Source organism: Ferruginibacter profundus, from assembly GCF_054783275.1.
Genome location: NZ_BAAGQW010000002.1, coordinates 161,554 through 183,111 on the forward strand (window position 1 = coordinate 161,554; position 21,558 = coordinate 183,111).

The following is a 21,558-nucleotide window of genomic DNA, read 5'->3' on the forward strand; positions in this document are numbered from 1 at the left end:
TATATGCATAAATTCCTAATTGTATTTGTGATCAGTACCCTTAGTTTTTCAATCAGCCACGCCCAGAAAGAAACCACTCCCAATGGATGGCACCTGATGGATAAAGACAGTACCGGTTATTATGGTGTTAGTGCCGGCAAAGCTTACAGTTTTTTAAAATCAAAAAATCTTAAAAGCAAAACGGTTATTGTTGCTGTAATTGATAGCGGTATTGATACACTGCACGAAGACCTGAAACCCATTTTATGGACCAACTCCAAAGAAATACCCGGCAACGGTATCGATGATGACCATAATGGATATATCGACGATGTACATGGCTGGAATTTTTTAGGTGGCAAAGATGGCCGCAATGTAAAGGAAGACAGCTACGAAGCTGCCAGGGTATACCACGGCCTTAAATCAAAATACGAAGGCAAGGAAAAAGAAGATATTGCCCCTAAAGACCTGGCTGAATTTACCATGTGGCAAAAAGCCAAAGCCAATATTACAGGCGAAGGAAAAGAAGATGCCGGTGTTGATATTGTAATACTGAAAAGGCTATTGTCCAACATGCAAAAAAGCGACAGTACTTTAAAAGTTGCTATGGCAAAAGAAGTGTTTACAGGAACAGAATTAAATTCTTTTATTCCTACTGAGCCCGCTCAAAAAACATCTAAAAATGCTTTACTGGGTTTAATGAAGGCCAATAACCAGCTGGATGCTACCAATAAAGAATTTATGGAAGGCTTTGCAGAATACGTGGCAGGAGAAGATAAAAAAGAAGAATCGAAAAATACTCCCCCCAAAGCTTACCGGGCCGAAATTGTAAAAGATGATGAGACCAATATCAACGACCGTTTTTATGGTAACAATGATATTATGGCCAGCACACCAATGCACGGCACCCACTGCTCAGGCATTATTGCCGCAGTGCGCAACAATGGCAAGGGTATGGACGGTATTGCAGATAATGTACGTATCATGATGGTACGTGCAGTACCTGATGGAGACGAACATGATAAGGATATTGCGAACGCTATCCGATATGCCGTTGACAATGGTGCACAGGTGATCAGCATGAGCTTTGGTAAAGATTTTAGTCCGCAAAAACAATGGGTGGATGATGCTTTCCGCTATGCAGAGAGTAAAAACGTATTGCTGGTACATGCCGCAGGTAATGATGCCAAGGATGTTGACACAGAAGATAATTTTCCCAGCCCGCTTTACATTAATGGAAAAGGCCGGGCCGGCAATGTAATTACAGTTGGTGCCAGCGGCGATCCTAAAAATGGCGGGTTGACTGCTTCTTTCAGCAATTACGGTAAAAAGGAAGTGGACGTATTTTCTCCCGGTGTAAAAATTTACGCTACGCTGCCAGGAGGCAACACGTATGGTAATTTACAGGGTACCAGTATGGCTTGCCCGCTGGTGGCCGGCATTGCAGCCTTAACGCTGGAATACTTTCCTAACCTTTCTGCAAAGCAGTTAAAATATGTTATTGAGAATTCAACTCAAAAACCTGATTTTAAAGTAAGCAAACCCGGTACCGATGAAATGGTGAATCTTTCAGATATCAGTAAAAGTGGTGGCATTGTTAATGCTTATGCCGCATTAAAACTGGCCGCTACTTTAAAGGGAGAAAGAAAAATTACAAAAGAAGTTTTACCTAAACCAAAATTGGTAAAATCAAAAAAAGGATAAAATCTTTTAATAATACCAGAGAGTCCCGGAGCTGCTGCCCCGGGACTTTTTTATGCTGCACTTCACCGCCTTTCCTTATTCATCATTAACCCAAAGAAAAATCCGTGTACACATCCGTAATTTTTATTGTAATTTCATCCCTTAAAAAATTAACGTTTAAATCTATTGCTAATGCCAAAACCATCGCCCGCTACTCACCCCTCCTATTTTCAAAAATATATCGACCTGGTACCGGAGGAAGACCTTACAGCTGCTTTCCGCCACCAGTCATTACTGCTTACCAAATTCCTCTACAGTATCAACGAAGAAAAGTCAAACCACTCCTATGCTCCGGGCAAATGGACCATTAAGGAATTGATACAGCACATGATAGATACAGAAAGGATATTCAGCTACAGGGCACTATGTTTTGCCCGTAAAGACCAGAGTTCTTTACCCGGTTTTGATGAAAATGAATATGCAGCCAACAGCAATGCCAATGGCCGCCATTGGAAAGACCTGGCTGATGAATTTTTATTAGTAAGAAAATCAACTGAAATTTTATTCCACAGTTTTACAGAAGAAGCATTAAACAATACTGGTATCGCCAACAATAATCCCACTTCTGCCCTCAGTATGGGCTTTACAGCTATCGGGCATGTGTACCATCATATGGCGGTTTTAAAAGAAAGATATTTATAGGCTATAAAAAATCCCGTCTACTTATAAAGTGACGGGATTTTTTATTTGTATCTGGGAATTGCTTAATTATTCTTTGCTGTTGCTTTTTGCATGATCATGTTGTTGATCACTTTCATAGATTCATCAACATAAATATCTCCACCAATCCTTTTAAGCCACTGCTTGTTTTTTTCTACTTTATCTTTAGCTGCATTGATGTTTACAGTATCGGCAGCAATATTTTTTACCACCAGCTCTTTAGGTAATTTATTTAATTCCTCCAGTTGTTTGTAGGTTGCTTTCAGTTCGGCCTGTTCTTCTTTATACTTTACAATATTCAAAGAATATTCCTTTTCGCTGTTAGTACCTAACCATTCAATATTGGTTTTTATTTTACTGAATACAGAACCTTTATTGATCTGGTCGTAAGACATAGAAACTACTGCGTCGTTGCTTACTGTGCTGGTCCATGGCTGGTAATCGGCCCTGGCAATGGTATCCCATGGCAATGCAGAGGCATTATCTTTTTCACGGAATTTCAGATATTCGTACCTGTCGGGTAACACAATATCCGGCACCACGCCTTTTAACTGTGTAGCTCCACCATTGATACGATAGAATTTCTGCAGTGTTAATTTTAATGCCCCAAGATCTTCGGTGTTTTTGCTGGCCAGTAAAGGATTTTCGCTTTCCGGCGATAAAGCAATATTACGCTGTACAGTACCTTTACCATAGGTAGAAGTGCTGCCGATAATAATACCTCTTTTATAATCCTGGATAGCTGCGGCAAAAATTTCAGATGCTGATGCACTCATTTCATCTACCATTACAGTGAGCGGCCCTGTGTATAACACATTTTTATCTTTATCTCTTAAAACAGAAGCTTTTTCATCTCTGCCTTTTACCTGCACAATTGGTCCGTCTTCTATAAACAAACCAGCCATTTTAACTACTTCAGATAATGATCCGCCACCATTTCCTCTCAGGTCAAGAATAATCCCTTCTACATTTTCTGCTTTTAATTTTTCTACTTCTTTAGCCACATCATTAGAACATCTTGCGCCATTAGGATTCTGGAAATCCTGGTAAAATTCAGGCAACCAGATATACCCAACTTTATGCTCCCCGTTTATTACTGCACTTTTTGCAAATGTGTCTTCCAGTTTTATTTCGTCTCTCAATAAAGAAACCACTTTAATTGTACCGTCCACTTTCCTGATCGTCAATCTTACTTCCGACCCTTTTTCTGCGCCCCTGATCAGTTTTACCGCATCAGTAACTGCATAACCGGTAACATCAACAGGTTCTGCTTTGCCTTCACCTATCTTCAAAATCTCATCATCTACTGCAATATTGTTGCTGAGTTTTGCAGGCATTCCTAAAATAAGCGTGGCAATTTTTATTTTACCATCATCATCTTTCAGTTGTGCCCCAATACCATAGAATTTTCCACTCATGCTCTCATCAAAAGAACGTTTATCTACAGGAGGGAAATAATCAGTATGAGGGTCCATACTTAAAGTAATGGCATTTACAAACGTGCTGAAATTTTCATCGGCCGTTTCATGTGTTTTTTTGGTCGCCATCATCCGGTCCATTCTTTTCTTCACAAATTCCCTGGCTTCTCTTTCTAAAGTGCTGTCTGCCTTCTGTACAAAATCTTTTTTGCCTTTATTTTTTTCCCTGTCTTCCTGTAATTCCACAAACCTGCTTAATACACTGTACTTAATGGTCTTTCTCCACACTTCCCTGCGGTCTGCTTCGGTTTTAGGAAAATCAAGTTTATCCCTGTCAAACTGTACAGATTCGTCCTTTGTAAAATCAAACGGCTTTGCTAAAAATTCATTGGCCAATGCAAATCCTTCATCACGTCTTTTCAGATACACCTCATTAATAGCAAAGAAAGATTGCAATTCACTCCCGTGAATTTCATCATCAATTTTACCGTCATATTTTTTCGCCAGCGAATCAATATCAGATTTCAGGAAGATGCTTTTTTCGTCATCCAGGTCGGTAGTAAATTTTTTGAATACCACCTGCGAAAAATTATCGTCTATTTTTTTAGGGCTGAAGTGAGCTTCTTCCAGGTACATACCTACATAGCGCAATACTTTCGCATATTTAGACCGGGGATTGTCATCATTCCCTGATCTTCCCTGCGATTTAAAGGCCACAAAAAGGCTTGCCCCGGTAAGCACCAGTATAACCGGAATAAATTTTTTACTCATCATAAAGCTTGCAATTTTTTGCATGATGTAAAAATAACGTAAAACGATTGTTTTTATTTGTAGTTAACGAACTTACGTGAATAATGTTTTGTTAAAGGCTTTTTTTGGAAAAATATGCGGATGAATGGTTGGTTTTTGTCATGGTTTTGCCAAAAAACAAAAAAGACTTCTGCGTTTTACTGCAGAAATCTTTTTTTGGGGTTACCTACCGTACATTTTTCGAACCAATTTATTAAAGATTTAAAAAGTCTGGCCAATCTTTTGACTGCCTAACCTCTAAGAATTTCCTTTCTAACAAAATGATATATAGCCAATTACAATACTATAATTATGATTACTGATAAAAACTATCTGGCATTTATAAGCTCATTAAAGCAAGAGATCATAAAAAGCCGATACCAAGCTGCAAGGCTTGCCAATAGAGAGCAATTGTTATTATATTTCAAGACTGGAAGAATGCTTTCAGAAAAGGTTAAAGCCCAAAAATGGGGCACCAAGGTACTGGAGCAGATAGCAACAGACTTACAAAGTAACCTACCTGGATTAAAAGGTTTCTCTTTTACAAACCTTAAAAAGATGAGGCAGTTTTATGAAGCTTATCCCAATTTGGAAATCGGGCCGTCAGCGACGGTCCAAATCGAAGACCCCAATTTAGATGATAAGGCTAATGCAATTGGGCCGTTGCCAACGATCCAATTAGAAGCATTTTACAGCATCAGTTTTACTCATCATGTCCTGCTACTAAACCGGTGCAAAAAAACAGAAGAAAGGCTCTTTTATATTGAAAACTCGGCAACGCAGTTTTGGTCAGTTAGTGTTATGGAGCATCAGATTGATGCCAACCTGTTTCAGAAGCAAGGCAAGTTGCCCAATAATTTCAAGAGTACAATAAGAGAATCTTTAAAGCCTTCGGTTCTAAAGGTATTTAAGGACGAATACTTACTTGATTTTATTGCAGGTGACGAATTGGAAGATGAACGACATATTGAACAACAGGTAGTCTTAAACATTCGAAATTTTATACTGCAAATGGGCAAAGGCTTTTGTTTTATCGGTAATCAATATCGAATTGAAGTAGATGGCGATGAATTTTTCATTGACCTGCTATTTTTTAACCGCCATTTACAATGCCTGGTAGCTTTTGAATTGAAGAAAGGTAAATTTAAGCCTGCGGATGCCGGGCAACTTAATTTTTATCTGAACATATTAGATGAAAAGGTAAAATTGCAACAGGAAAATTCCAGTATCGGTATTGTTCTTTGCAAAGAGAAAAATAACACAGTGGTTGAGTTTGCAATTAAAAGTTTTGATAAGGCTATGGGAGTTGCTACTTATAAAACATCTAAACAAACACCTATTCAAATGAAAGGGATATTGCCTGATGCGGATGAATTGGGGAAGTTGTTGGAATAATTGTTTGTCAGTAAACAACGAATCACAAGTTTATCAGCTGAGTAACTTTTCCTTATTCACAGAAAGAGTTTTATAAATAACTTGCAGTATCCCACGCATTGTATGATCAAGTGTGGATAACTGATCAATTTTTATGATTTCAAAAGCTTCACGTAGCAACTGGTATTCTGCTTCGCCTTTGTCAAGATGTATGCCACCTCTTACGTAGGCATAGAACTTGATTACATCTAATATAGTTATTGATTGGCCAATATAATAGACACAGGGCCATTTTAAAAATGCATCTTTCTTTAATAATTTATATTCGTCTAGTGGGTTAAAACTTACCTCTTTCCACAACATCATAGACGTTGCTATCTCTGTCTCATCAAAATTAATCGCATTGTTTACATAAAAAATAATTGGCAAGTGCTTATCCCTATTTAAAATATCAAGCAAGGGCTGAGAATCAAAAAGCATAAAGCGTAGAGCCGGTGTAACATTAATCAATGAAAAATTTGTAAGGTTATTATGACACCTTTCTATTTCATCATATTTTGAAATAAACATGTTTTTATAATAGTCTTGAGAAAACATAATTTACCATTTTTCTTTTTCTTTCAAGTAATCAATTCCATTGAAGGTTGCAGCTTTCGCTTCTTCTACAGTATTGAAAAAATTTTCGCCCCAGATGTCATCAATTTTACACTTAAACTTTCCTGATTTTTTATCTTTAAAAATCAAGAAAAAATGATAGTCTTTTTTCAAATACTGATTTCCTTTTTCATTCACATGCCACTCTTTTGAAATCCATTTGGAGCGCCGAACAGCCCTGTTTCTTAAATTCCTTTCAAGCTTTCCAGGATTAACATAATCATTAGTCATTTTCTCAGCACAATCACAACCAACCTTGAATTCTTCATGCATCTCATCATGCTCAACAATATGTACAAATCTAATTCTGTCATTACCACACATCATGCAGGTTTCATATTCTGTATCTTCTACCGATTGACCATCTTCACGAATGTCAATAACATCCAGCAGCCGCCAACCTTTATGAGGAATATCTGGTAAGTTCCAGTGGTTATTCATTTATTCAGAATTAGGTAATTGATTATGATAAACCTTTATCTGGGAAGTCAAAACCATCCCTCCGGCAAAATGCCCATTGTAAAAGTTGAAAAGCCAAACTGAATCAAATTCAGCTTCGTCCACTTTATTATATTGATATTTGAAGTTTCCATTTGCAATTGAAGTTTCATATAATTTATCATCCAAAATACTTTGTGGCTCTTTAAACCAATAAGTATTAACTCTTGCATTATCACCAATTATTTTACCATAATGATGGAAAAACAAACCTCTAATAATTCTCTCGATTGTTATATCATGAGCCTCATTATCCCAGGGAACTGCTATGCCTTTGCCAGTTATAATCCCTGCTTTAGTCGCAATGTTTACCGGATACATTGAGTTGAAAATATTCCTGCGGAGTTTGTGATTATGTTTTGCAGTTGGCAGAACTCCTTCCTTGAAAAGTCTTTCAGCCTCGCCGCCTTGTCTGGCTATGTGCATACCCAGGTAAGCTTTAAACTTTTCATCAAATGATGATGCCTGATTATTACATTCAAAACAACAAGGCACAGTAATTAAATCATCTGGCCGAGGTTTGTTAAAGATTGCTTTCGGGGGCACATGGTCCCTTGTAGTAGCCTCTCTGGTACCGCAGTAGCAACAAGGTATTATTAGAATATCATTTGCATTCATTGGTAAATCTATTTTTCCCAAATAACACTTACAACTGTATTGTATCTTGGTGTTATTACACAAAATTCAAACATAGGAGTGTCTTTGTCATAATCGCCGAGTTCAAACCATGTTGATTTAGAAATTTGTTGAGCAGAATCCTCTTTTCTATAAATTCTATTTTGGGAATAATATTCATTAGCAACTGAATCCGACGGTACACTAAGTTTATTCCTCTCTGGAATTTTACAGTACAGTTGTGGTGACTTTTTATGGTATAAGATTTTGCCATCTTTACTAAAAAAAATACAAATTGGATGGTTTCCCAAATCAATAAATCTGTAAATAGTGGATGTAAGACTTGTATTAAATTTTTCCGATAGCTGCCTTATTAAGTCGGGAGAAAATTTTTGTTTAAAGCAAGCATTTTTAAAAAGTAATTCTGGCATTAAAAGCTCGGTTGCAAAGTCATTTGCTTCTTTTTCTTGTGAGCCATGTTTATATGCTTCCAGCGTCGAATAGTCGTCTGAAAATGTAGCTTCGTTATTGCTATGAAGCAAAATATGCCCTAGTTCATGCGCCAGTACGAATCGCTTCTTTTGCGGAAATTCAATATTGGAATTCAAAGAAACTATTGACCGTCCATTTTTCATTACCATTCTTCCATCACAATTATTCAATGGTGTTTCGTTTACGATACCGTTATAATAGATAATTAAATCAGGTAAAGAAATAGCTGTCGGGTCTTCAATACCGCAGTAACCAAATACCTCTCTTGCTTTCAAAACGGCTTTAGAAATCATTTAGCTTCTCCATTTTCCAATTTTTCAATAAAATCAAGAATTTCTGTTTCCGTTAAAATCTGACGTAGATTTTCTTCATCAAGGTTTTCAAGATTCCTAAACTGAAGACTGGGCGATTTTTGTTTAAGCAAAGTAAAAATGGCTTGTTTGGTATCTGTTGTTGCAATCTGTACCATTAACAATGCTTTAGAATATAAGCCCAATAACTTTTCTCTATTGATAGCTACTTGTTGCTGAAACATCAGTTTCTTAATATTATTAACACCGTTTTTTTCTACTCTTTGAGGGTCATAACCATGTTCCTTTAGCATATCATCCAAAGAGCCAGGGTTATTTGACGAACCATCCAGATAAGAATCAATTAGACGGTCAATATTTATTTTTTTGGACGGCATGAACGTTTTTTAGATGGTAAATATTTTTGTAATAATCCTTTTACCTTTCTTAATTGTATTATAAACAGCAGTTACATCAACATTATATTCTTTAGCTATCTCTCTTGGCGAGACCTCATCAATCCAATCACAGAAAATTATGAAGCCGTCTGAGTCCTCTCCGAAATGATTTTCAATATCTTTCCAATTTTCATCTGAAATAATAATGGTTTCAGGGTCTTCTTTGTCAGCAATATCGCCATAGGATTCAAAGTCTTCAGAGTCGTCTAAGACTATAGAAGTAAATTCTTTTTTGACGGTTGACCTTGATGATGATTTAATATGACTCCAAATCAGGCTTTTTGCCACACCTTTTAAATGGATTAATATACTAGGGAATCTAATAAAATCCCAGGCTCTGTCGCCATTAAATAGCTTTTCAATTGCGTCATTCGCAAAATCCTCGCCATTTTTTACATCTTTCTCTGTTCTTGGCTCAAATCCAATCTTTGTTAAACGTAATTCACAGTAAATAACCAATTCTTTGAAAATATGTCCCCATTCCTTATCAGAAATCAGTTTTAGCTGCTCAAAAGTTTGTGGGTCAATTACTGCCATTAAAATTGATATGGTGTTTCTAATACTATGCTCCTCAATTATCTTTTTTAGCCATTGGCAAAAAAGAACCTTTTTGGAGCATACACAAGTATAAACAATTTAATTATGAAAACAATTCAAATTTACGTACACGGGGAAAACAATCGTGACCCCAAACTGGTAGAGGTTTCAGATGAAGCCTCAGTAAAAGATGTAATTAACAAGTATCTGCAGGAATTTCCCAATTCCGGTAGCTCAGAGGATGTGGAATTCTTTGTTGAAGATGAAGATGAACAAAGACCCAAGGAGGAAACTGGTGAAAAAGGGGGAATTAAAAGGAAAGTTCACATTCACTGCCATCGCTGCAAAAAGGTGAGTTTGGCAGTTGAGTACAACGGCCAAACTATTACGCTGAACGTACCGCCATCTACCACTGCCAAAAAGATTCTAAAACAAGCGGCCAAAAAGTTTAACATCAGCGAAGGTGATGCAGCTGACCTGCTCTTAAAACTTAGTGATGGCAATGTTTTACAACCAGGCGACCACATCGGTTCTTTTGTAGCATTTCCTCACTGTAGCATCAGCCTATCACTAACAGCCAATAAACAAGTGCAGGGATGAAACCAGATTTGCTTCAGTTTAAACAGCATGTTTCAGAGGCCGGCTTTCAAACTGGCGTTGACAGTGATATGTGGGGTATTGCGGACGAAGATCCAGAATATCCCAACTGGCCTTTAGTAATTATTTGGGTACAGGCAGCACCAAAGGATAATCACCCGGATAAGTATCACTTTAGGTTTGACCTATCAGGTTATCCTTCTCAGGCTCCTACAGCCTGCCCCTGGGAAGTTGAACTACAGGGAAGGCTACCAAATGAAAAATGGCCAAAAGGAACCAAGTTTGTTTCTAACACTTTTAATCCGGCATGGAATCCAAATGCACTTTATGCGCCTTGCGACAGGCTTGCTATGGCAGGACATGAGGGATGGCAAGCTGTGTTTCCTGAGCTTTGGTGGAAGCCTACTTTTAAGATTCAGGTCTACCTACATTTTTTACACCGTTTATTAAATTCAGCCGACTATGTTAACTACTGATTTGTCTATTAGTAAAACTCTGTGGAAAAAGCTAATCAAAGAATTAAAATTGAGAGGAAAAGGTATTCGTGAAAGCGGTGCATTTCTTCTTGGCAATTCTACAGAAAGAAAGATAACTGAATTTATATGTTATGATGACCTGGACCCACATTCTTTAGATTCAGGAATCATAGTTTTTGAAGGAGACGGTTATTTGCCATTATGGAAAATATGCAGGGAAAAGGAATTGCAGGTGCTGGCAGATGTTCATACTCACCCGGGCAATTGGACAGGCCAAAGTGGGGCTGATCAAAAACACCCGATGATTGCCCAGGCCGGGCATCTTGCATTGATAGTACCAAATTTAGCAACCAAAAGAGGTCAGCTATTAAGAAATGTAGGTATCCACGAATATCTCGGAGATAAAGAATGGAAGACATGGGGCATCGGCTACGAAAAATTTAAAATAACAGATAAATAATAGAAAATGAAATTGTCTGAAGATACATTCAACCGTTTATCGCTTGGCATTATTGAGAAGCAAAACTGTTCGCCAGAAGATGCGATGCAAAAATTAGAATCGCTTAGCATCTATCTTGTTTGTAGTGATAAAATAAAATCTTCGCTACCACTACAGGCAGCATTAATTACATCCGTCAATACAGGTAAAAGAGCCTTTCTCGGTGGTGTGTATATTCAAATGCCTTCTGACACTCCATGTCTTTTACCCTGGCCGCAAGCCCAAACTTTTAATGAGATTTTATTAAATGCAGGAGCAATTATAACGGAGAAAACTCCCCAAGATTGTTTTAAAATAATGTTTGGGCTACCAGTAGATAATGATGATAAATCTTTACAAATAGTATGCAATAATTGGCAAGCGGGAGTACTTACTGAAAATATAGAAGTCCCATTTACTGAATCTGGAAATATTCCAACCGCTGGCATATTTTCTGGTGGTTTAGCGATTTGTCTTTCATTTTTAAAATTATCCGGGATCAATATTTCTTCATGTGATAAATCAGTGGGGATTTCCTTGTGGCGGCCAGATTTACACTGGCTTGATGCTAATGCTTGCGGACCAAAGATTACATTGCTCCCAAATAAGTTTTGGCTTTTGGGCCTTGGACATCTTGGGCAAGCTTACATTTGGAATATAGGGCTATTACCATTTAAAGCACCGAATGAAATCACTTTTCTTCTTCAGGATTATGACAGAATAGTAGAGGCAAATGTTAGTGCAGGTCTATTATGTGAAAAGAATGATATAGGGGTTTATAAAACAAGAAAGTGTAGCTCGTGGTTAGAAACAAGAGGTTTTAATACAGTAATAACGGAAAGGAAATTTGATGAGCACACAAAAAGAATAAATGAAGAATCCTTTGTTGGTTTATGCGGATTTGATTCTGCATCCTCTCGTCTTAATCTTGAAAATGCCGGATTTGACCTGATAGTAGAATCAGCTCTGGGCAGTAATCTTGCCACCTTTGATAACATCATTTTACACACTTTTCCAGCAGCTTCAAAATCACCAAAAGAAATTTGGGGGGATGTAGACGAAACGAGCCACGAAATAAATTATACTGTATTAGAAATCTTGAAAAAAAGCGATAATGATATCTGTGGTATTGTACCAATATCAATCGCAGGAAAAGCCGTTTCAGCATCATTTGTAGGTGCTTGTTCCGGTGCTTTGGTTATTGCAGAGGTCATAAGAGGATTAAATGGTGGAATGAGATATGAAAAAATAGTTGCACACCTAAGAACAATTGATGACGTAAAAGCTATACAACACTTAAAAGGAAAATATACAATAGAAATGAGTAAAAATGGATTTGTAAGTAATGAGTAATTGTGACTATTGATAAATTAATTCTTCTCCGCTTTCAACTGCTTCACCTCTTCCCCAATAAACCTTTTCACTTCCATTTTCACCTGGTAGTAATTATCAAGAACCTTGTGATGGGCAACATTAGATACCACCGGAATATCTTTATACCGGCTTACTTCCTCATTTAGTTTATCGGCATCATTAATAATCTCCGCATGAAACATTTTTACCATCATTTTTCCTCCGGATTATCAGTAACCCGGCGTACGAATTCTCCGGAGGAAAGAGCAGCTATTTTGGAAGCAGGTATAGCGCCGCCTAATTGCTTAAAGTGGCCGATAGAAGTATCGGTACAGTTACAGGAAACACTATGCCTTTCCTGCATAATTTTAAAAACTTCGCAACTAAATATTTGAGATTCCTTTCATCACTTAATTAGTTAGAATTATATGCTTAATATCTCCACTTTATCCCGATTTTTTGGCTTGATATCTTCAATTTGTATAACTATGCCGATCAAAATGGTTTAATTTATTATATTTTGTGACTGTTTACGTAAATTAACGCATGAAGAAAGAAGAACTCTATGAGATTTTAATAACAAATCCGGCGGTTCAAATTCTCCGCCTTAGAAATGCCCATTGGGTGCTGCCTTTTTTATACAGTATTTACAAAGAGGAGAACCGGCCAACTATAGAAGAAGGGCAGTTAATTCAACTATTAATAGAAACGCTTATTGCCAATGAAGATGGAATAGAAGACGTTTCAGAGGCAAGGATCGTATTCGGAGATGACGAGCAAACCCGAAGCCGAAAGTATATTTTAAACTGGGTGCAAAAAAGATTGTTGGAAGACTTTCAGTACGCAGACGGTGCTATACATTACCAACTAAGTGCCAATATGGAGAAGGTTTTTCAATGGATTCAGACTCTAAAAATTCGTAAGCACGTAGGAACTGAAAGCCGTTTCAAGCTATTGTTCAAATCCCTTCAAGATATTGTAGAACACACGGAAGACGATAAGAAAAAGAGATTAGAATTACTTAAAAACAAAAGAGCCGAGATTGACAAGGAAATAAAGGCGATTGAATTGGGGATAGCACCTGAGAGTTATTCGGATTCACAAGTACAAGAAAGACTCGAATTATTTAGCAGGCTTAGTTATGAGCTCATTAGTGATTTTAGGGAGGTTGAAGATAATTTTAAACAGATACACAGGGGAATTGTAGAGCAACATACCAAGGCAGAGCATTCAAAGGGTGCCATTGTTGGGTTCGCATTTGAAGCATATGACACTTTAAGGCAAAGCCCCCAAGGTAAAAGTTTTTATGCTTTTTGGGATTTCTTAATATCCAGAATTGGGAATCAACATTGGGCTGAATTAACAGATCAACTATTGCAATTGGTTAGAGAGCGAGAAATTTCAGTGGACGAATATTTCCTTCAAAATGTAAAATCAATGTTATTGCAACAAGGAAAAACAGTATACGATGCCAACGATAAAATGGCTGAAAAATTGAGTCGTATTATCACAGAAAAGGAAATTACAAGACACAGAAGATTGCGCAGTCAAATTGCAGGAATAAAAGAATTAATATTTGATTTGATGGATAATGAAAATGTTGATTGCGGCATGCAGATTGACGTAAATCCTGATATTAGAATGGTAATGGAAAGAAAGCTTACTCTTGAGCAAAGAAAAATTCCTGGAACTATTAAGCAACCTTTAGCCCAAAAGGAAATTATAGCAGACCCGGAAAGATTCAGCAAACTTATCAATACCTCATTCATTGACAAAAAAAAGCTCTGGCAAAAAGTAGAGTTTGCTCTTAATAGCAAGTCCACTGCTACACTCAAAGAGATTTTAGAATTGCAGCCGCTTGAAAACGGTATTGCAGAAATAGTAACCTATTACAGCTTCATTCGCGACAAAAAGTCGAGGGTTCAAACCATAGGATCAACTACCGAACTTATTCCACTCAATATTGATAACACAAAATTTGTAGAAGTACCCTACTTACTATTTAGTAAATAAAAAACTATGCAATCTCAAATATTGCCTTACACAACAGTATTTATAAAGCTTCTTAAAGGTCCGGTTGATTATACAGATAAATCGACCTGGGAAAAGCTAGTTCAGTATAAGGCAGAACTGCCACTATTTTTAGATCAAATGGGCCTAAGGCTTGTTCTTGAAGAAAATGACGGTTATGCCTATCTAAAGCAAACGTCTCAGGAAGATGATGAAAATGCCGTTTCCTGGATCATAAAGCGTGCTCTTACTTATGAAGAAAGTATCATGCTGATTTTGCTCAGAGAAATGATGGCAGAATTCGAAACAAGTGAGAGTGTTAGCAGAGAGCTGATAAAAAAAAGACGTGAAATAAAAGAGTATGCAGAATTATTTTTTAAAGAAAATGCAAGCAGAGTTAAATTTTCAAAGGAAATAGACAGACTTATTGATAAATCCGAAGAGTATGGATTTCTTTTCCTTGTTGAAGCGCATGAAATATTAGATGAACAACGATTTAAAATTAAAAAAATCATTAAGGCAAAGATAGATAGTGAAGAGTTGGAAAGTTTTACAACGCAATTGAAACAACACCAATCCAAAAAACAAATACCCAATTCTAACGACAAGTAACCCACATGCAACTAAATGTTTTCAGTACCGACAATGAAAAAAGTGGTTTTCGATTGCAATACATGGAAGTATTCAATTGGGGAACTTTTGATGAAACTATTCATACGATCCACCCTGGCGGAGAGACCAGTTTACTCACTGGCGCCAATGGTAGCGGTAAAACTACTTTTGTAGACGCTTTATTAACGCTGATCGTTCCTGAAAAGCGGTACAGGTTTTACAATCAGAGCAGTGGTACTGAAAAGAAAGGAGATCGCACAGAAGAGACCTATATATTGGGAGGTTATGGTTCTATTAACAGCGAAAGTGGAAACACAATAAAAACTTTATACTTAAGAGAAAATAAAGAGGAAGCTTATAGTATTATACTCGCTCATTTTGCTAACGAAGCAGAGCAAGCAGTTACGCTGTTTCAAGTACGTTATTTCAATAATACAGAGTTGAAAAAATATTTTGGTATTGCCCACAAAGCACTTAAAATAGAAGATGATTTTAAGCCATTTGACTTAGGCGGTAATTGGAAACGAACCATAGATCAACGCTATAATAAAACTTCCCGGAAATTTGTTGAATGGTTTGATTCAGCAAGTAAATATGCACAACGTTTGGTCACCGTTTTAGGCATGCAAAGCATACAAGCGCTTCATTTGTTTAATCAGACAGTTGGAATTAAGGTATTGGGTAATCTTGATGAATTCATACGAACCCATATGCTGGAACCACGCAATATTGAAGAACAGTTTCAACAACTTAAAGAACATCTTTCTACCCTCCAAGACGCCCGCAGAAATATTAAGAAGTCAGAGGAGCAACTTTCAATGCTCAGCCTGGTAAAAGATTTTTTCGATAAATACAAGATGGCATTAAATGAACAGCAAAGCTTAAGTCAACTTCTAAACACCTCATTGTTATGGAATAGATATACGCACTACCAGCTTTTACTTTCAGAAGCTGAGAGATTTAATGCTGAAATTGATGAACTGAATATTAAAATACAACATCATGACAGAGAAGTTAAAAGGCTTTCTGAAGAAGAGCGAAATATTCTTAATCAGATAGATCAGAATAAAGCAGGGCAAAGACTTCAGCAATTAGAAAAGGAATTATTGGATTTGTCAACAAAGAGAGATACATCATTAAGAAAGCTGGACGAGTTTAACCAGTGGGTTAACACACTTAACCTATCTGAGACTTTGATTTCAGATGAAGCATCTTATTCACGGATAAAAAAGGAGAATGCAAAAAAGCTACTTACTCTGGAAAGAGAGCAACGTCTTAACGAGGATGATGAATACGAGGCAAAAAGAAAATTGGATACAGATAGTACTACAAAGGCAGAGATTGAGAAAGAGTTAAACAGTCTTTTGACAAGCAAAAGCAATATTCCACATCATCTTATTGGTATTCGTAGCACATTATGCGCCGATTTAGGTATAAGTTCCGATGAGTTGCCATTTGCGGGAGAGCTTATGCAGGTTAAATTTGATGAATTAGCGTGGCAACCTGCGTTAGAAAAATTATTAAGACCATTTGCCATGCGTTTGATAGTACCTGATAAATACTACAGTAAGGTAAGTAAATATGTCAACAGAGAAAATCTAAAAGGTCGGTTAGTATACGAACATGTAAAGGATATTCCCCTTGTTCAATTCGGCGAACATGATAGCGTTCATGAAAAATTGGAGTTTAATCCAGAACACAAAATGAATAAATGGGTAGAACAACAAATAATCACACAGTATAGCTATATCTGTATTAATGATGAAAAAACACTTGACCGTTATGAAAAAGCCATTACAATTAATGGATTAATCAAAAATAGGCAACGGCATGAAAAAGATGATCGCCCGAACAGTAATGATCCGGGAAACTACGTTATGGGTTGGGATAATGAAAAGAAAAAGAATGCGCTGTTAAGAAAAAGGGACACTCTTTCTGATAATATTTCTAAGGCCGATGATATTATTTTGCGTTGCAAAACTAAATCAAAGCGCTTGCAAGGTCAATTTTATGCAAGTAACAGAATTGGGGAATACCCCTCTTTTGATGATATAGATGTTGAAGCATCTCAACGAAGAATGCATAAGATCCAGGAGCAGATAACTGCTTTAACCAAAGAGAATAAAGCTTTAAACCAATTGAAAAAGCAACACGAAGAAATTGGAGAGTTAAAAAATGAAGCTGAAAAACTTAAAACGGAACTAGTCGGAAAAGAAGCAATTGCTAAAAGTGATCTGCAACGAACAAATGAACAAATAAGTAATCTAAATCAACTAGTAGAAAATATTAGAGAAGAAGACAAAGATCAATTACTTCGGTTTCAACAAAAATATCATGCTGTATTGGGATCGGTCACGCTTAACAATTTAGAAGGTAAATACAGTGAATTCAGGTCTGCTAAAGAAAATGAACTGGAGGAAAAAAGGTCACAGACGCAGGATATTGAAAAAGCCTTAAGCCGTTCTATAATGAAAATAAAGAATCCATCAGCAGAACTGGCGAATAAATATCCTGATTGGATGGGAGATGTTTTGAGTTTACCAGATGACGCAAAATATGCCGATGAATATATTGAATGGATGGAAAAATTAAACACTGAGAATCTTCCAAAGTATAAAAAAGATTTTGAAAACTATATTAATATCACCATCACTTATAAAATCGGCGGTTTAAATGAAGAACTGGAAAAGTGGGAAAGAGATGTGAGTGCAAGCATAACAAAATTGAATGATTCACTTAAAGGCATTAACTTCAACCGCCTCCCTGATACATATGTTCAATTGCGCAAGCAACCTGTTCAGGCTGGCAGTGAAATCAGGCAGTTTAAAAGCCAGCTACTGGAAGCATTACCGCAAGCTGCTAATTGGCAACAAAGTAGTTTCGAAGAAAAAGCGCTTCATTTCACTCAAAAAATCAATCCACTTATTGACAGTCTGGATAGTAACGAAAGTTATCGATCCAAGGTTTTGGATGTAAGGAATTGGTTTGAGTTTTGGGCTGATGAAAAATACAGAGGTACTGATGAATTAAAAAAGACCTACAGGCAAATGGGTCAGCTTTCTGGTGGAGAAAAAGCTCAACTTACTTACACAATTCTATGCAGCGCCATAGCTTATCAATTTGGAATTACTAAAGAAGGCAAAAATAGCAAAAGCTTACGCTTTATAGCCGTAGATGAAAGCTTTAGTAACCAGGATGAAGAAAAGGCTACGTATCTAATGGAATTATGTAAACAGTTGCATTTGCAATTACTTGTGGTTACTCCCAGCGACAAAATTCAGATAGTTCAGGATTACATCGCCCATGTACATCTTGTGCAGCGAGTAAATAATCGCAATAGTATAATCTATAACATGACTATCAAAGAACTAAAAGATAAAATCGAAAAATCGTCGCTCCCTTTATGAATAGCGTAAATTTTATACAGCAACTTGAAAAAAAATATGTCGGCTTTCTAAAGAATCGCATTTGTGAAAATCAATTTGAACAGATAATCTTGAGAGGCGGTAAAAACAAACCTGACAATTCAATTGACCTACATAATGCCATCAAAATGTTTTTACAATTCGAAAAAACTGAGGACAAAAAAGGTTGGGATATAGAATGGGAGCAGTGGATAAGCAAAAAAATTGGAAAGCAGAGATGGCCGAATAACGTGATTGTAAATACCGCTGAGGATTTTTTGTTTCTTATTCAAAAGGAAAAAGAAATATTGATTTTCGACCAGATATTAGCCGACTTAAAAAGGTGGAGACAAGGAATTACAGGTTGGCTTGTAAAAGATCCGGAGGTCTTGATAAAACATATTGATAATTGGGCGGGTTTGTGTGCAGTCGTAGATTATCTTTTATCTAACGACGCCACGACTTATTATATACGTAATCTTCCAGTTCCTGTTCATACAAAATTCATTGAAGAGAATGAAAGAATTATTTTGTCTTTATTACAGCATTTTAATTCTGAAAAAGACAACATTGATTACACATCATTAAATCATGCAGTTGGTCTTAAGAGAAAACCTGTTTTATTTCCCATTCGTTGGTTAGATGAAGAGCTTGCAGTTCAAAATACCCAAGGCATGGTGGTGCTTGGGGCTACTCCCGAAAATTTACGTAATCGAAATTGGGAAATCACGGAATTATGGATGGTAGAGAATGAGACTGCCCTTTTTATGCTTCCAGAAAGAAAGCATTCGCTAGCTATTTGCAGCAGAGGAAAAGCTTTAGAATTACTCAGTGATATTGCCTGGTTTAATAACGTTAAGCTTTATTACTGGGGAGATATGGATGAAGATGGCTATGCTATGTTAAGGCAATGCAGGAAATTATATCCCCATACAAAAAGTGTACTAATGGATATTGATGCGTTGCTATTCCATAGTGCAGAAATACATAAACAACCTACTAAATATAGATATCTCAATTTGAGTGAATTGACTTTTACCGAGGGGAATGCTTTAGAAAGGTTATTTGAAATAAACGGAAGGTTAGAACAAGAAAGTCTCTCTCATGAATATATAATAAAGGCTATTTCGCATGAAGACACTCTATCACATTAATTCTGTATTTCCTTCAACCGCCCCACCTCATCCCCTATCAACCGCTTCACCTCCAGCTTCACCTGGTAATAATTATCTAACACCTGTTGCTGGGTAACATTGGATACCACAGGAATATCTTTATACCGGCTTACCTCCTCATTCAGTTTATCCGCATCATTGATAATTTCCGCATGAAACATCTTTAATTTAATTTTCTCATCCGGGTTATCCGCAACAAGCCCTACAAATTCGCCGGAAGAAAGTGCTGCAATCTTTGAAGCTGGGATAGCGCTGTCTAATTGTTTGGAGTGACTGATAGAAGTATCCGTCCGATTTATAGAAACACTCTGCCTGTCCTGCATTATTTTTCCGAAACGCTCTGACAAAAGTTTAGAGGTCTCCCCCGTAACCTGACCACTGATAATGTTACCGGTGATGTTAACAATTACATCAGCTTGTTCCTTTCCATAATCCTTTTTTAACTGACTAAAATCCTGCATGGCTAAAGTGGTAGCCACTTTGTTGCTTCTTGCTGTTGCAATCAGGCTGTCCATGTTGTTGAAATAAATCGTTGGAAATTCATCAAAGACTAAACTGCATTTCAACATTCCTTTTCTATTCACCTGCCGGATCAGTCTGGAAATATAAAGAGACAGAACAGCACCATAGATTTGTTGCTTCTCCGGATTATTACCTACGCAAACGATTTTAGGATGTTTAGGGTTATTGATGTCTAAAGTAAAATCGTTGCCCGATAACACCCAATACAATTGCGGCGAAGCCAATCGTGCCATACCTATTTTTGCAGAGGCCACCTGCCCTTCCAATTGTTCCATAGCATCATTTTGGTAAGCAGTGATAAATGGGTTTACCAATACCTCAATTTCAGGCTGGGTATTTAGCACCGGAAATAGTTCATCGTAATCAGATTGCATCAGTTCAATAACATGCGGCAGGGTGCAATATTTCCCATCTGCATATTTCTTCAAAAACCAAATGATAGCCGTAACAAAATTGATAGGCGATTCCACAAAGAAATCCCCCTGCTTGTTAATCCACTCCCGATTTAGTCCCAACAAAATTGTTCTGGCTGATTCGGTGGCATCAGTAATGTCATTCATGGTGGTTGGATCTAAAGGATTGCAGCGATGAGAAATTGATAAGTTATCGAAATTAATCACATAGAAATAGGGACTTACCTGATAGTTGTGTTTATTTTGCTGCAACCAGTTGTAAACAATTTTAGAAAGGTCATCATATTTAAAGTCATAGACAAACATGGCAAAGCCCTTTTCGATATGCTGTTTAATCACATGCTGAATAACAAACCAGCTTTTACCTGAACCCGGACTGCCAATAACCAGTAGTCCACGGAAAGGATTGATAATATTTATCCAGCTTTTCCTTATCCTACCTTTCAGGTTATACCGTGCGGTGAGGTTGATAGAATATTCATTGGTGAGCAATCTTTCTTCCTGCGGAAAAGTTTCATTCAGTGAATTAAAAACATCATTTGACAAATTGATCTTGATCAAACGGCTAAGCAAATTACCACCAGCAAGAATGCCTAAAAAACCAATTCCCGTTGAGGTCATATAAATCATAGCTACTCTTTCCAAAGGATAGTTTAGCTGCAATAAAATTCCACTAAAGAAAAACAACAATACCCCGATCAGTAAATAAACCGTTACAATCCTTTTATTAATTTTTTCATCCTTTTTACCTTGTGCTCCCAATAGGGAAATGATCAATAACCCAATTGCCAAAAACTTAGAAAAAAACTGATTACTGAATAAACCCGTATTTACAATATTCGTCATCAACCTGTCTGTAATGGTGCTTTCAACTCCCCATTGAACAAATGCTGTATAGCAGTAATAATAGAAATGCAGCAGCAGGATAAAGATGCTTGCAAATCTTGTCAGGTCAACTATTTTTCGCAGCCCCTGTTCGTTCTCTCCTGTTAGTGACATAACCTCATTTTT

Annotated in this window: 21 protein-coding genes; 11 read left to right on the forward strand and 10 right to left on the reverse strand. The window is 37.0% G+C overall.

Going from position 1 to position 21,558, the window contains the following annotated elements; all coding sequences use genetic code 11:
• Nucleotides 1–3 precede the first annotated feature (3 nt).
• Nucleotides 4–1,683 carry a S8 family peptidase gene (locus tag ACYVM0_RS10795; RefSeq protein ID WP_460556759.1) on the forward strand — a complete coding sequence of 560 codons (1,680 nt, stop codon included), beginning with the start codon at nucleotides 4–6 and terminating at the stop codon, nucleotides 1,681–1,683.
• Between the two features lie 171 nt (nucleotides 1,684–1,854).
• Nucleotides 1,855–2,364: a DinB family protein gene (locus tag ACYVM0_RS10800; protein ID WP_460556761.1), complete on the forward strand. Its 510-nt coding sequence runs from the start codon at nucleotides 1,855–1,857 to the stop codon at nucleotides 2,362–2,364.
• A 62-nt stretch (nucleotides 2,365–2,426) separates the two neighbouring features.
• Here the strand turns inward: ACYVM0_RS10800 and ACYVM0_RS10805 are convergent, their stop codons facing one another.
• Nucleotides 2,427–4,595 carry a carboxy terminal-processing peptidase gene (locus tag ACYVM0_RS10805; RefSeq protein ID WP_460556763.1) on the reverse strand — a complete coding sequence of 723 codons (2,169 nt, stop codon included), beginning with the start codon at nucleotides 4,593–4,595 and terminating at the stop codon, nucleotides 2,427–2,429.
• Nucleotides 4,596–4,901: 306 nt separating this feature from the next.
• Here ACYVM0_RS10805 and ACYVM0_RS10810 point away from each other — a divergent pair, with 306 nt between their 5' ends.
• Nucleotides 4,902–5,984 (forward strand): PDDEXK nuclease domain-containing protein, encoded by a 1,083-nt coding sequence (locus ACYVM0_RS10810; protein WP_460556765.1) that lies wholly within the window; start codon nucleotides 4,902–4,904, stop codon nucleotides 5,982–5,984.
• A gap of 33 nt (nucleotides 5,985–6,017) precedes the next feature.
• On the opposite strand, the gene ACYVM0_RS10815 is transcribed toward ACYVM0_RS10810, so the two are convergent.
• The 6 genes from ACYVM0_RS10815 to ACYVM0_RS10840 are packed head-to-tail and all read right to left on the reverse strand — an operon-like array spanning nucleotide 6,018 to nucleotide 9,507.
• Entirely contained in the window at nucleotides 6,018–6,560 is a 543-nt protein-coding gene (locus ACYVM0_RS10815) for a hypothetical protein (protein ID WP_460556767.1), read from the reverse strand.
• 3 nt (nucleotides 6,561–6,563) lie between these two features.
• A complete protein-coding gene (locus ACYVM0_RS10820) occupies nucleotides 6,564–7,058 on the reverse strand; it encodes a hypothetical protein (RefSeq protein ID WP_460556770.1) in 495 nt (164 codons plus the stop codon).
• A complete protein-coding gene (locus ACYVM0_RS10825) occupies nucleotides 7,059–7,733 on the reverse strand; it encodes a hypothetical protein (protein ID WP_460556773.1) in 675 nt (224 codons plus the stop codon).
• Nucleotides 7,734–7,741: 8 nt separating this feature from the next.
• A complete protein-coding gene (locus ACYVM0_RS10830) occupies nucleotides 7,742–8,515 on the reverse strand; it encodes an ImmA/IrrE family metallo-endopeptidase (protein WP_460556775.1) in 774 nt (257 codons plus the stop codon).
• Nucleotides 8,512–8,910, reverse strand: a complete 399-nt coding sequence (locus ACYVM0_RS10835; protein WP_460556778.1) for a hypothetical protein — start codon at nucleotides 8,908–8,910, stop codon at nucleotides 8,512–8,514. Before ACYVM0_RS10835 ends, ACYVM0_RS10830 begins: the two co-directional genes overlap by 4 nt.
• Nucleotides 8,911–8,919: 9 nt before the next feature.
• Entirely contained in the window at nucleotides 8,920–9,507 is a 588-nt protein-coding gene (locus ACYVM0_RS10840; protein ID WP_460556781.1) for a hypothetical protein, read from the reverse strand.
• A gap of 105 nt (nucleotides 9,508–9,612) precedes the next feature.
• On the opposite strand from ACYVM0_RS10840, the gene ACYVM0_RS10845 reads away from it, so the two are divergent.
• The 4 genes from ACYVM0_RS10845 to ACYVM0_RS10860 are packed head-to-tail and all read left to right on the forward strand — an operon-like array spanning nucleotide 9,613 to nucleotide 12,411.
• Nucleotides 9,613–10,107, forward strand: coding sequence for a hypothetical protein (locus ACYVM0_RS10845; RefSeq protein ID WP_460556784.1), 495 nt, complete (start codon nucleotides 9,613–9,615; stop codon nucleotides 10,105–10,107).
• The gene (locus tag ACYVM0_RS10850; RefSeq protein ID WP_460556787.1) at nucleotides 10,104–10,580 is read left to right on the forward strand and encodes a DUF7665 family protein; all 477 of its coding nucleotides are present in this window, start codon (nucleotides 10,104–10,106) and stop codon (nucleotides 10,578–10,580) included. Before ACYVM0_RS10845 ends, ACYVM0_RS10850 begins: the two co-directional genes overlap by 4 nt.
• On the forward strand, nucleotides 10,567–11,040 hold the full coding sequence (locus ACYVM0_RS10855) for a hypothetical protein (RefSeq protein ID WP_460556790.1): 474 nt from the start codon (nucleotides 10,567–10,569) through the stop codon (nucleotides 11,038–11,040). The genes ACYVM0_RS10850 and ACYVM0_RS10855 overlap by 14 nt, the downstream gene beginning before the upstream one ends.
• A gap of 6 nt (nucleotides 11,041–11,046) precedes the next feature.
• Nucleotides 11,047–12,411: a hypothetical protein gene (locus ACYVM0_RS10860; RefSeq protein WP_460556793.1), complete on the forward strand. Its 1,365-nt coding sequence runs from the start codon at nucleotides 11,047–11,049 to the stop codon at nucleotides 12,409–12,411.
• Between the two features lie 17 nt (nucleotides 12,412–12,428).
• Here the strand turns inward: ACYVM0_RS10860 and ACYVM0_RS10865 are convergent, their stop codons facing one another.
• Nucleotides 12,429–12,626 carry a hypothetical protein gene (locus tag ACYVM0_RS10865; RefSeq protein WP_460556797.1) on the reverse strand — a complete coding sequence of 66 codons (198 nt, stop codon included), beginning with the start codon at nucleotides 12,624–12,626 and terminating at the stop codon, nucleotides 12,429–12,431.
• A complete protein-coding gene (locus ACYVM0_RS10870; protein WP_460556800.1) occupies nucleotides 12,623–12,775 on the reverse strand; it encodes a hypothetical protein in 153 nt (50 codons plus the stop codon). Before ACYVM0_RS10870 ends, ACYVM0_RS10865 begins: the two co-directional genes overlap by 4 nt.
• Before the next feature lie 182 nt (nucleotides 12,776–12,957).
• Here ACYVM0_RS10870 and ACYVM0_RS10875 point away from each other — a divergent pair, with 182 nt between their 5' ends.
• The 4 genes from ACYVM0_RS10875 to ACYVM0_RS10890 are packed head-to-tail and all read left to right on the forward strand — an operon-like array spanning nucleotide 12,958 to nucleotide 19,591.
• Nucleotides 12,958–14,424 (forward strand): DUF3375 domain-containing protein, encoded by a 1,467-nt coding sequence (locus tag ACYVM0_RS10875; protein WP_460556803.1) that lies wholly within the window; start codon nucleotides 12,958–12,960, stop codon nucleotides 14,422–14,424.
• A gap of 6 nt (nucleotides 14,425–14,430) precedes the next feature.
• Nucleotides 14,431–15,033, forward strand: a complete 603-nt coding sequence (locus ACYVM0_RS10880) for a DUF4194 domain-containing protein (RefSeq protein ID WP_460556806.1) — start codon at nucleotides 14,431–14,433, stop codon at nucleotides 15,031–15,033.
• Between the two features lie 5 nt (nucleotides 15,034–15,038).
• Nucleotides 15,039–18,440, forward strand: coding sequence for an ATP-binding protein (locus ACYVM0_RS10885; protein WP_460556808.1), 3,402 nt, complete (start codon nucleotides 15,039–15,041; stop codon nucleotides 18,438–18,440).
• Nucleotides 18,437–19,591: a Wadjet anti-phage system protein JetD domain-containing protein gene (locus ACYVM0_RS10890; protein ID WP_460556811.1), complete on the forward strand. Its 1,155-nt coding sequence runs from the start codon at nucleotides 18,437–18,439 to the stop codon at nucleotides 19,589–19,591. Before ACYVM0_RS10885 ends, ACYVM0_RS10890 begins: the two co-directional genes overlap by 4 nt.
• On the opposite strand, the gene mobC is transcribed toward ACYVM0_RS10890, so the two are convergent.
• Nucleotides 19,588–21,546 (reverse strand): conjugal transfer protein MobC, encoded by a 1,959-nt coding sequence (gene mobC, locus ACYVM0_RS10895; protein ID WP_460556813.1) that lies wholly within the window; start codon nucleotides 21,544–21,546, stop codon nucleotides 19,588–19,590. The two genes, ACYVM0_RS10890 and mobC, sit on opposite strands and share 4 nt — an antisense overlap.
• Nucleotides 21,547–21,558: the final 12 nt, after the last annotated feature.

Coding starts and splice junctions, on each gene's coding strand:
- ACYVM0_RS10795 (WP_460556759.1), top strand. CDS start 4: ATGCATAAATTCCTAATTGTATTTGTGATCAGTACCCTTAGTTTTTCA.
- ACYVM0_RS10800 (WP_460556761.1), top strand. CDS start 1,855: ATGCCAAAACCATCGCCCGCTACTCACCCCTCCTATTTTCAAAAATAT.
- ACYVM0_RS10805 (WP_460556763.1), bottom strand. CDS start 4,595: ATGCAAAAAATTGCAAGCTTTATGATGAGTAAAAAATTTATTCCGGTT.
- ACYVM0_RS10810 (WP_460556765.1), top strand. CDS start 4,902: ATGATTACTGATAAAAACTATCTGGCATTTATAAGCTCATTAAAGCAA.
- ACYVM0_RS10815 (WP_460556767.1), bottom strand. CDS start 6,560: ATGTTTTCTCAAGACTATTATAAAAACATGTTTATTTCAAAATATGAT.
- ACYVM0_RS10820 (WP_460556770.1), bottom strand. CDS start 7,058: ATGAATAACCACTGGAACTTACCAGATATTCCTCATAAAGGTTGGCGG.
- ACYVM0_RS10825 (WP_460556773.1), bottom strand. CDS start 7,733: ATGAATGCAAATGATATTCTAATAATACCTTGTTGCTACTGCGGTACC.
- ACYVM0_RS10830 (WP_460556775.1), bottom strand. CDS start 8,515: ATGATTTCTAAAGCCGTTTTGAAAGCAAGAGAGGTATTTGGTTACTGC.
- ACYVM0_RS10835 (WP_460556778.1), bottom strand. CDS start 8,910: ATGCCGTCCAAAAAAATAAATATTGACCGTCTAATTGATTCTTATCTG.
- ACYVM0_RS10840 (WP_460556781.1), bottom strand. CDS start 9,507: ATGGCAGTAATTGACCCACAAACTTTTGAGCAGCTAAAACTGATTTCT.
- ACYVM0_RS10845 (WP_460556784.1), top strand. CDS start 9,613: ATGAAAACAATTCAAATTTACGTACACGGGGAAAACAATCGTGACCCC.
- ACYVM0_RS10850 (WP_460556787.1), top strand. CDS start 10,104: ATGAAACCAGATTTGCTTCAGTTTAAACAGCATGTTTCAGAGGCCGGC.
- ACYVM0_RS10855 (WP_460556790.1), top strand. CDS start 10,567: ATGTTAACTACTGATTTGTCTATTAGTAAAACTCTGTGGAAAAAGCTA.
- ACYVM0_RS10860 (WP_460556793.1), top strand. CDS start 11,047: ATGAAATTGTCTGAAGATACATTCAACCGTTTATCGCTTGGCATTATT.
- ACYVM0_RS10865 (WP_460556797.1), bottom strand. CDS start 12,626: ATGATGGTAAAAATGTTTCATGCGGAGATTATTAATGATGCCGATAAA.
- ACYVM0_RS10870 (WP_460556800.1), bottom strand. CDS start 12,775: ATGCAGGAAAGGCATAGTGTTTCCTGTAACTGTACCGATACTTCTATC.
- ACYVM0_RS10875 (WP_460556803.1), top strand. CDS start 12,958: ATGAAGAAAGAAGAACTCTATGAGATTTTAATAACAAATCCGGCGGTT.
- ACYVM0_RS10880 (WP_460556806.1), top strand. CDS start 14,431: ATGCAATCTCAAATATTGCCTTACACAACAGTATTTATAAAGCTTCTT.
- ACYVM0_RS10885 (WP_460556808.1), top strand. CDS start 15,039: ATGCAACTAAATGTTTTCAGTACCGACAATGAAAAAAGTGGTTTTCGA.
- ACYVM0_RS10890 (WP_460556811.1), top strand. CDS start 18,437: ATGAATAGCGTAAATTTTATACAGCAACTTGAAAAAAAATATGTCGGC.
- mobC (WP_460556813.1), bottom strand. CDS start 21,546: ATGTCACTAACAGGAGAGAACGAACAGGGGCTGCGAAAAATAGTTGAC.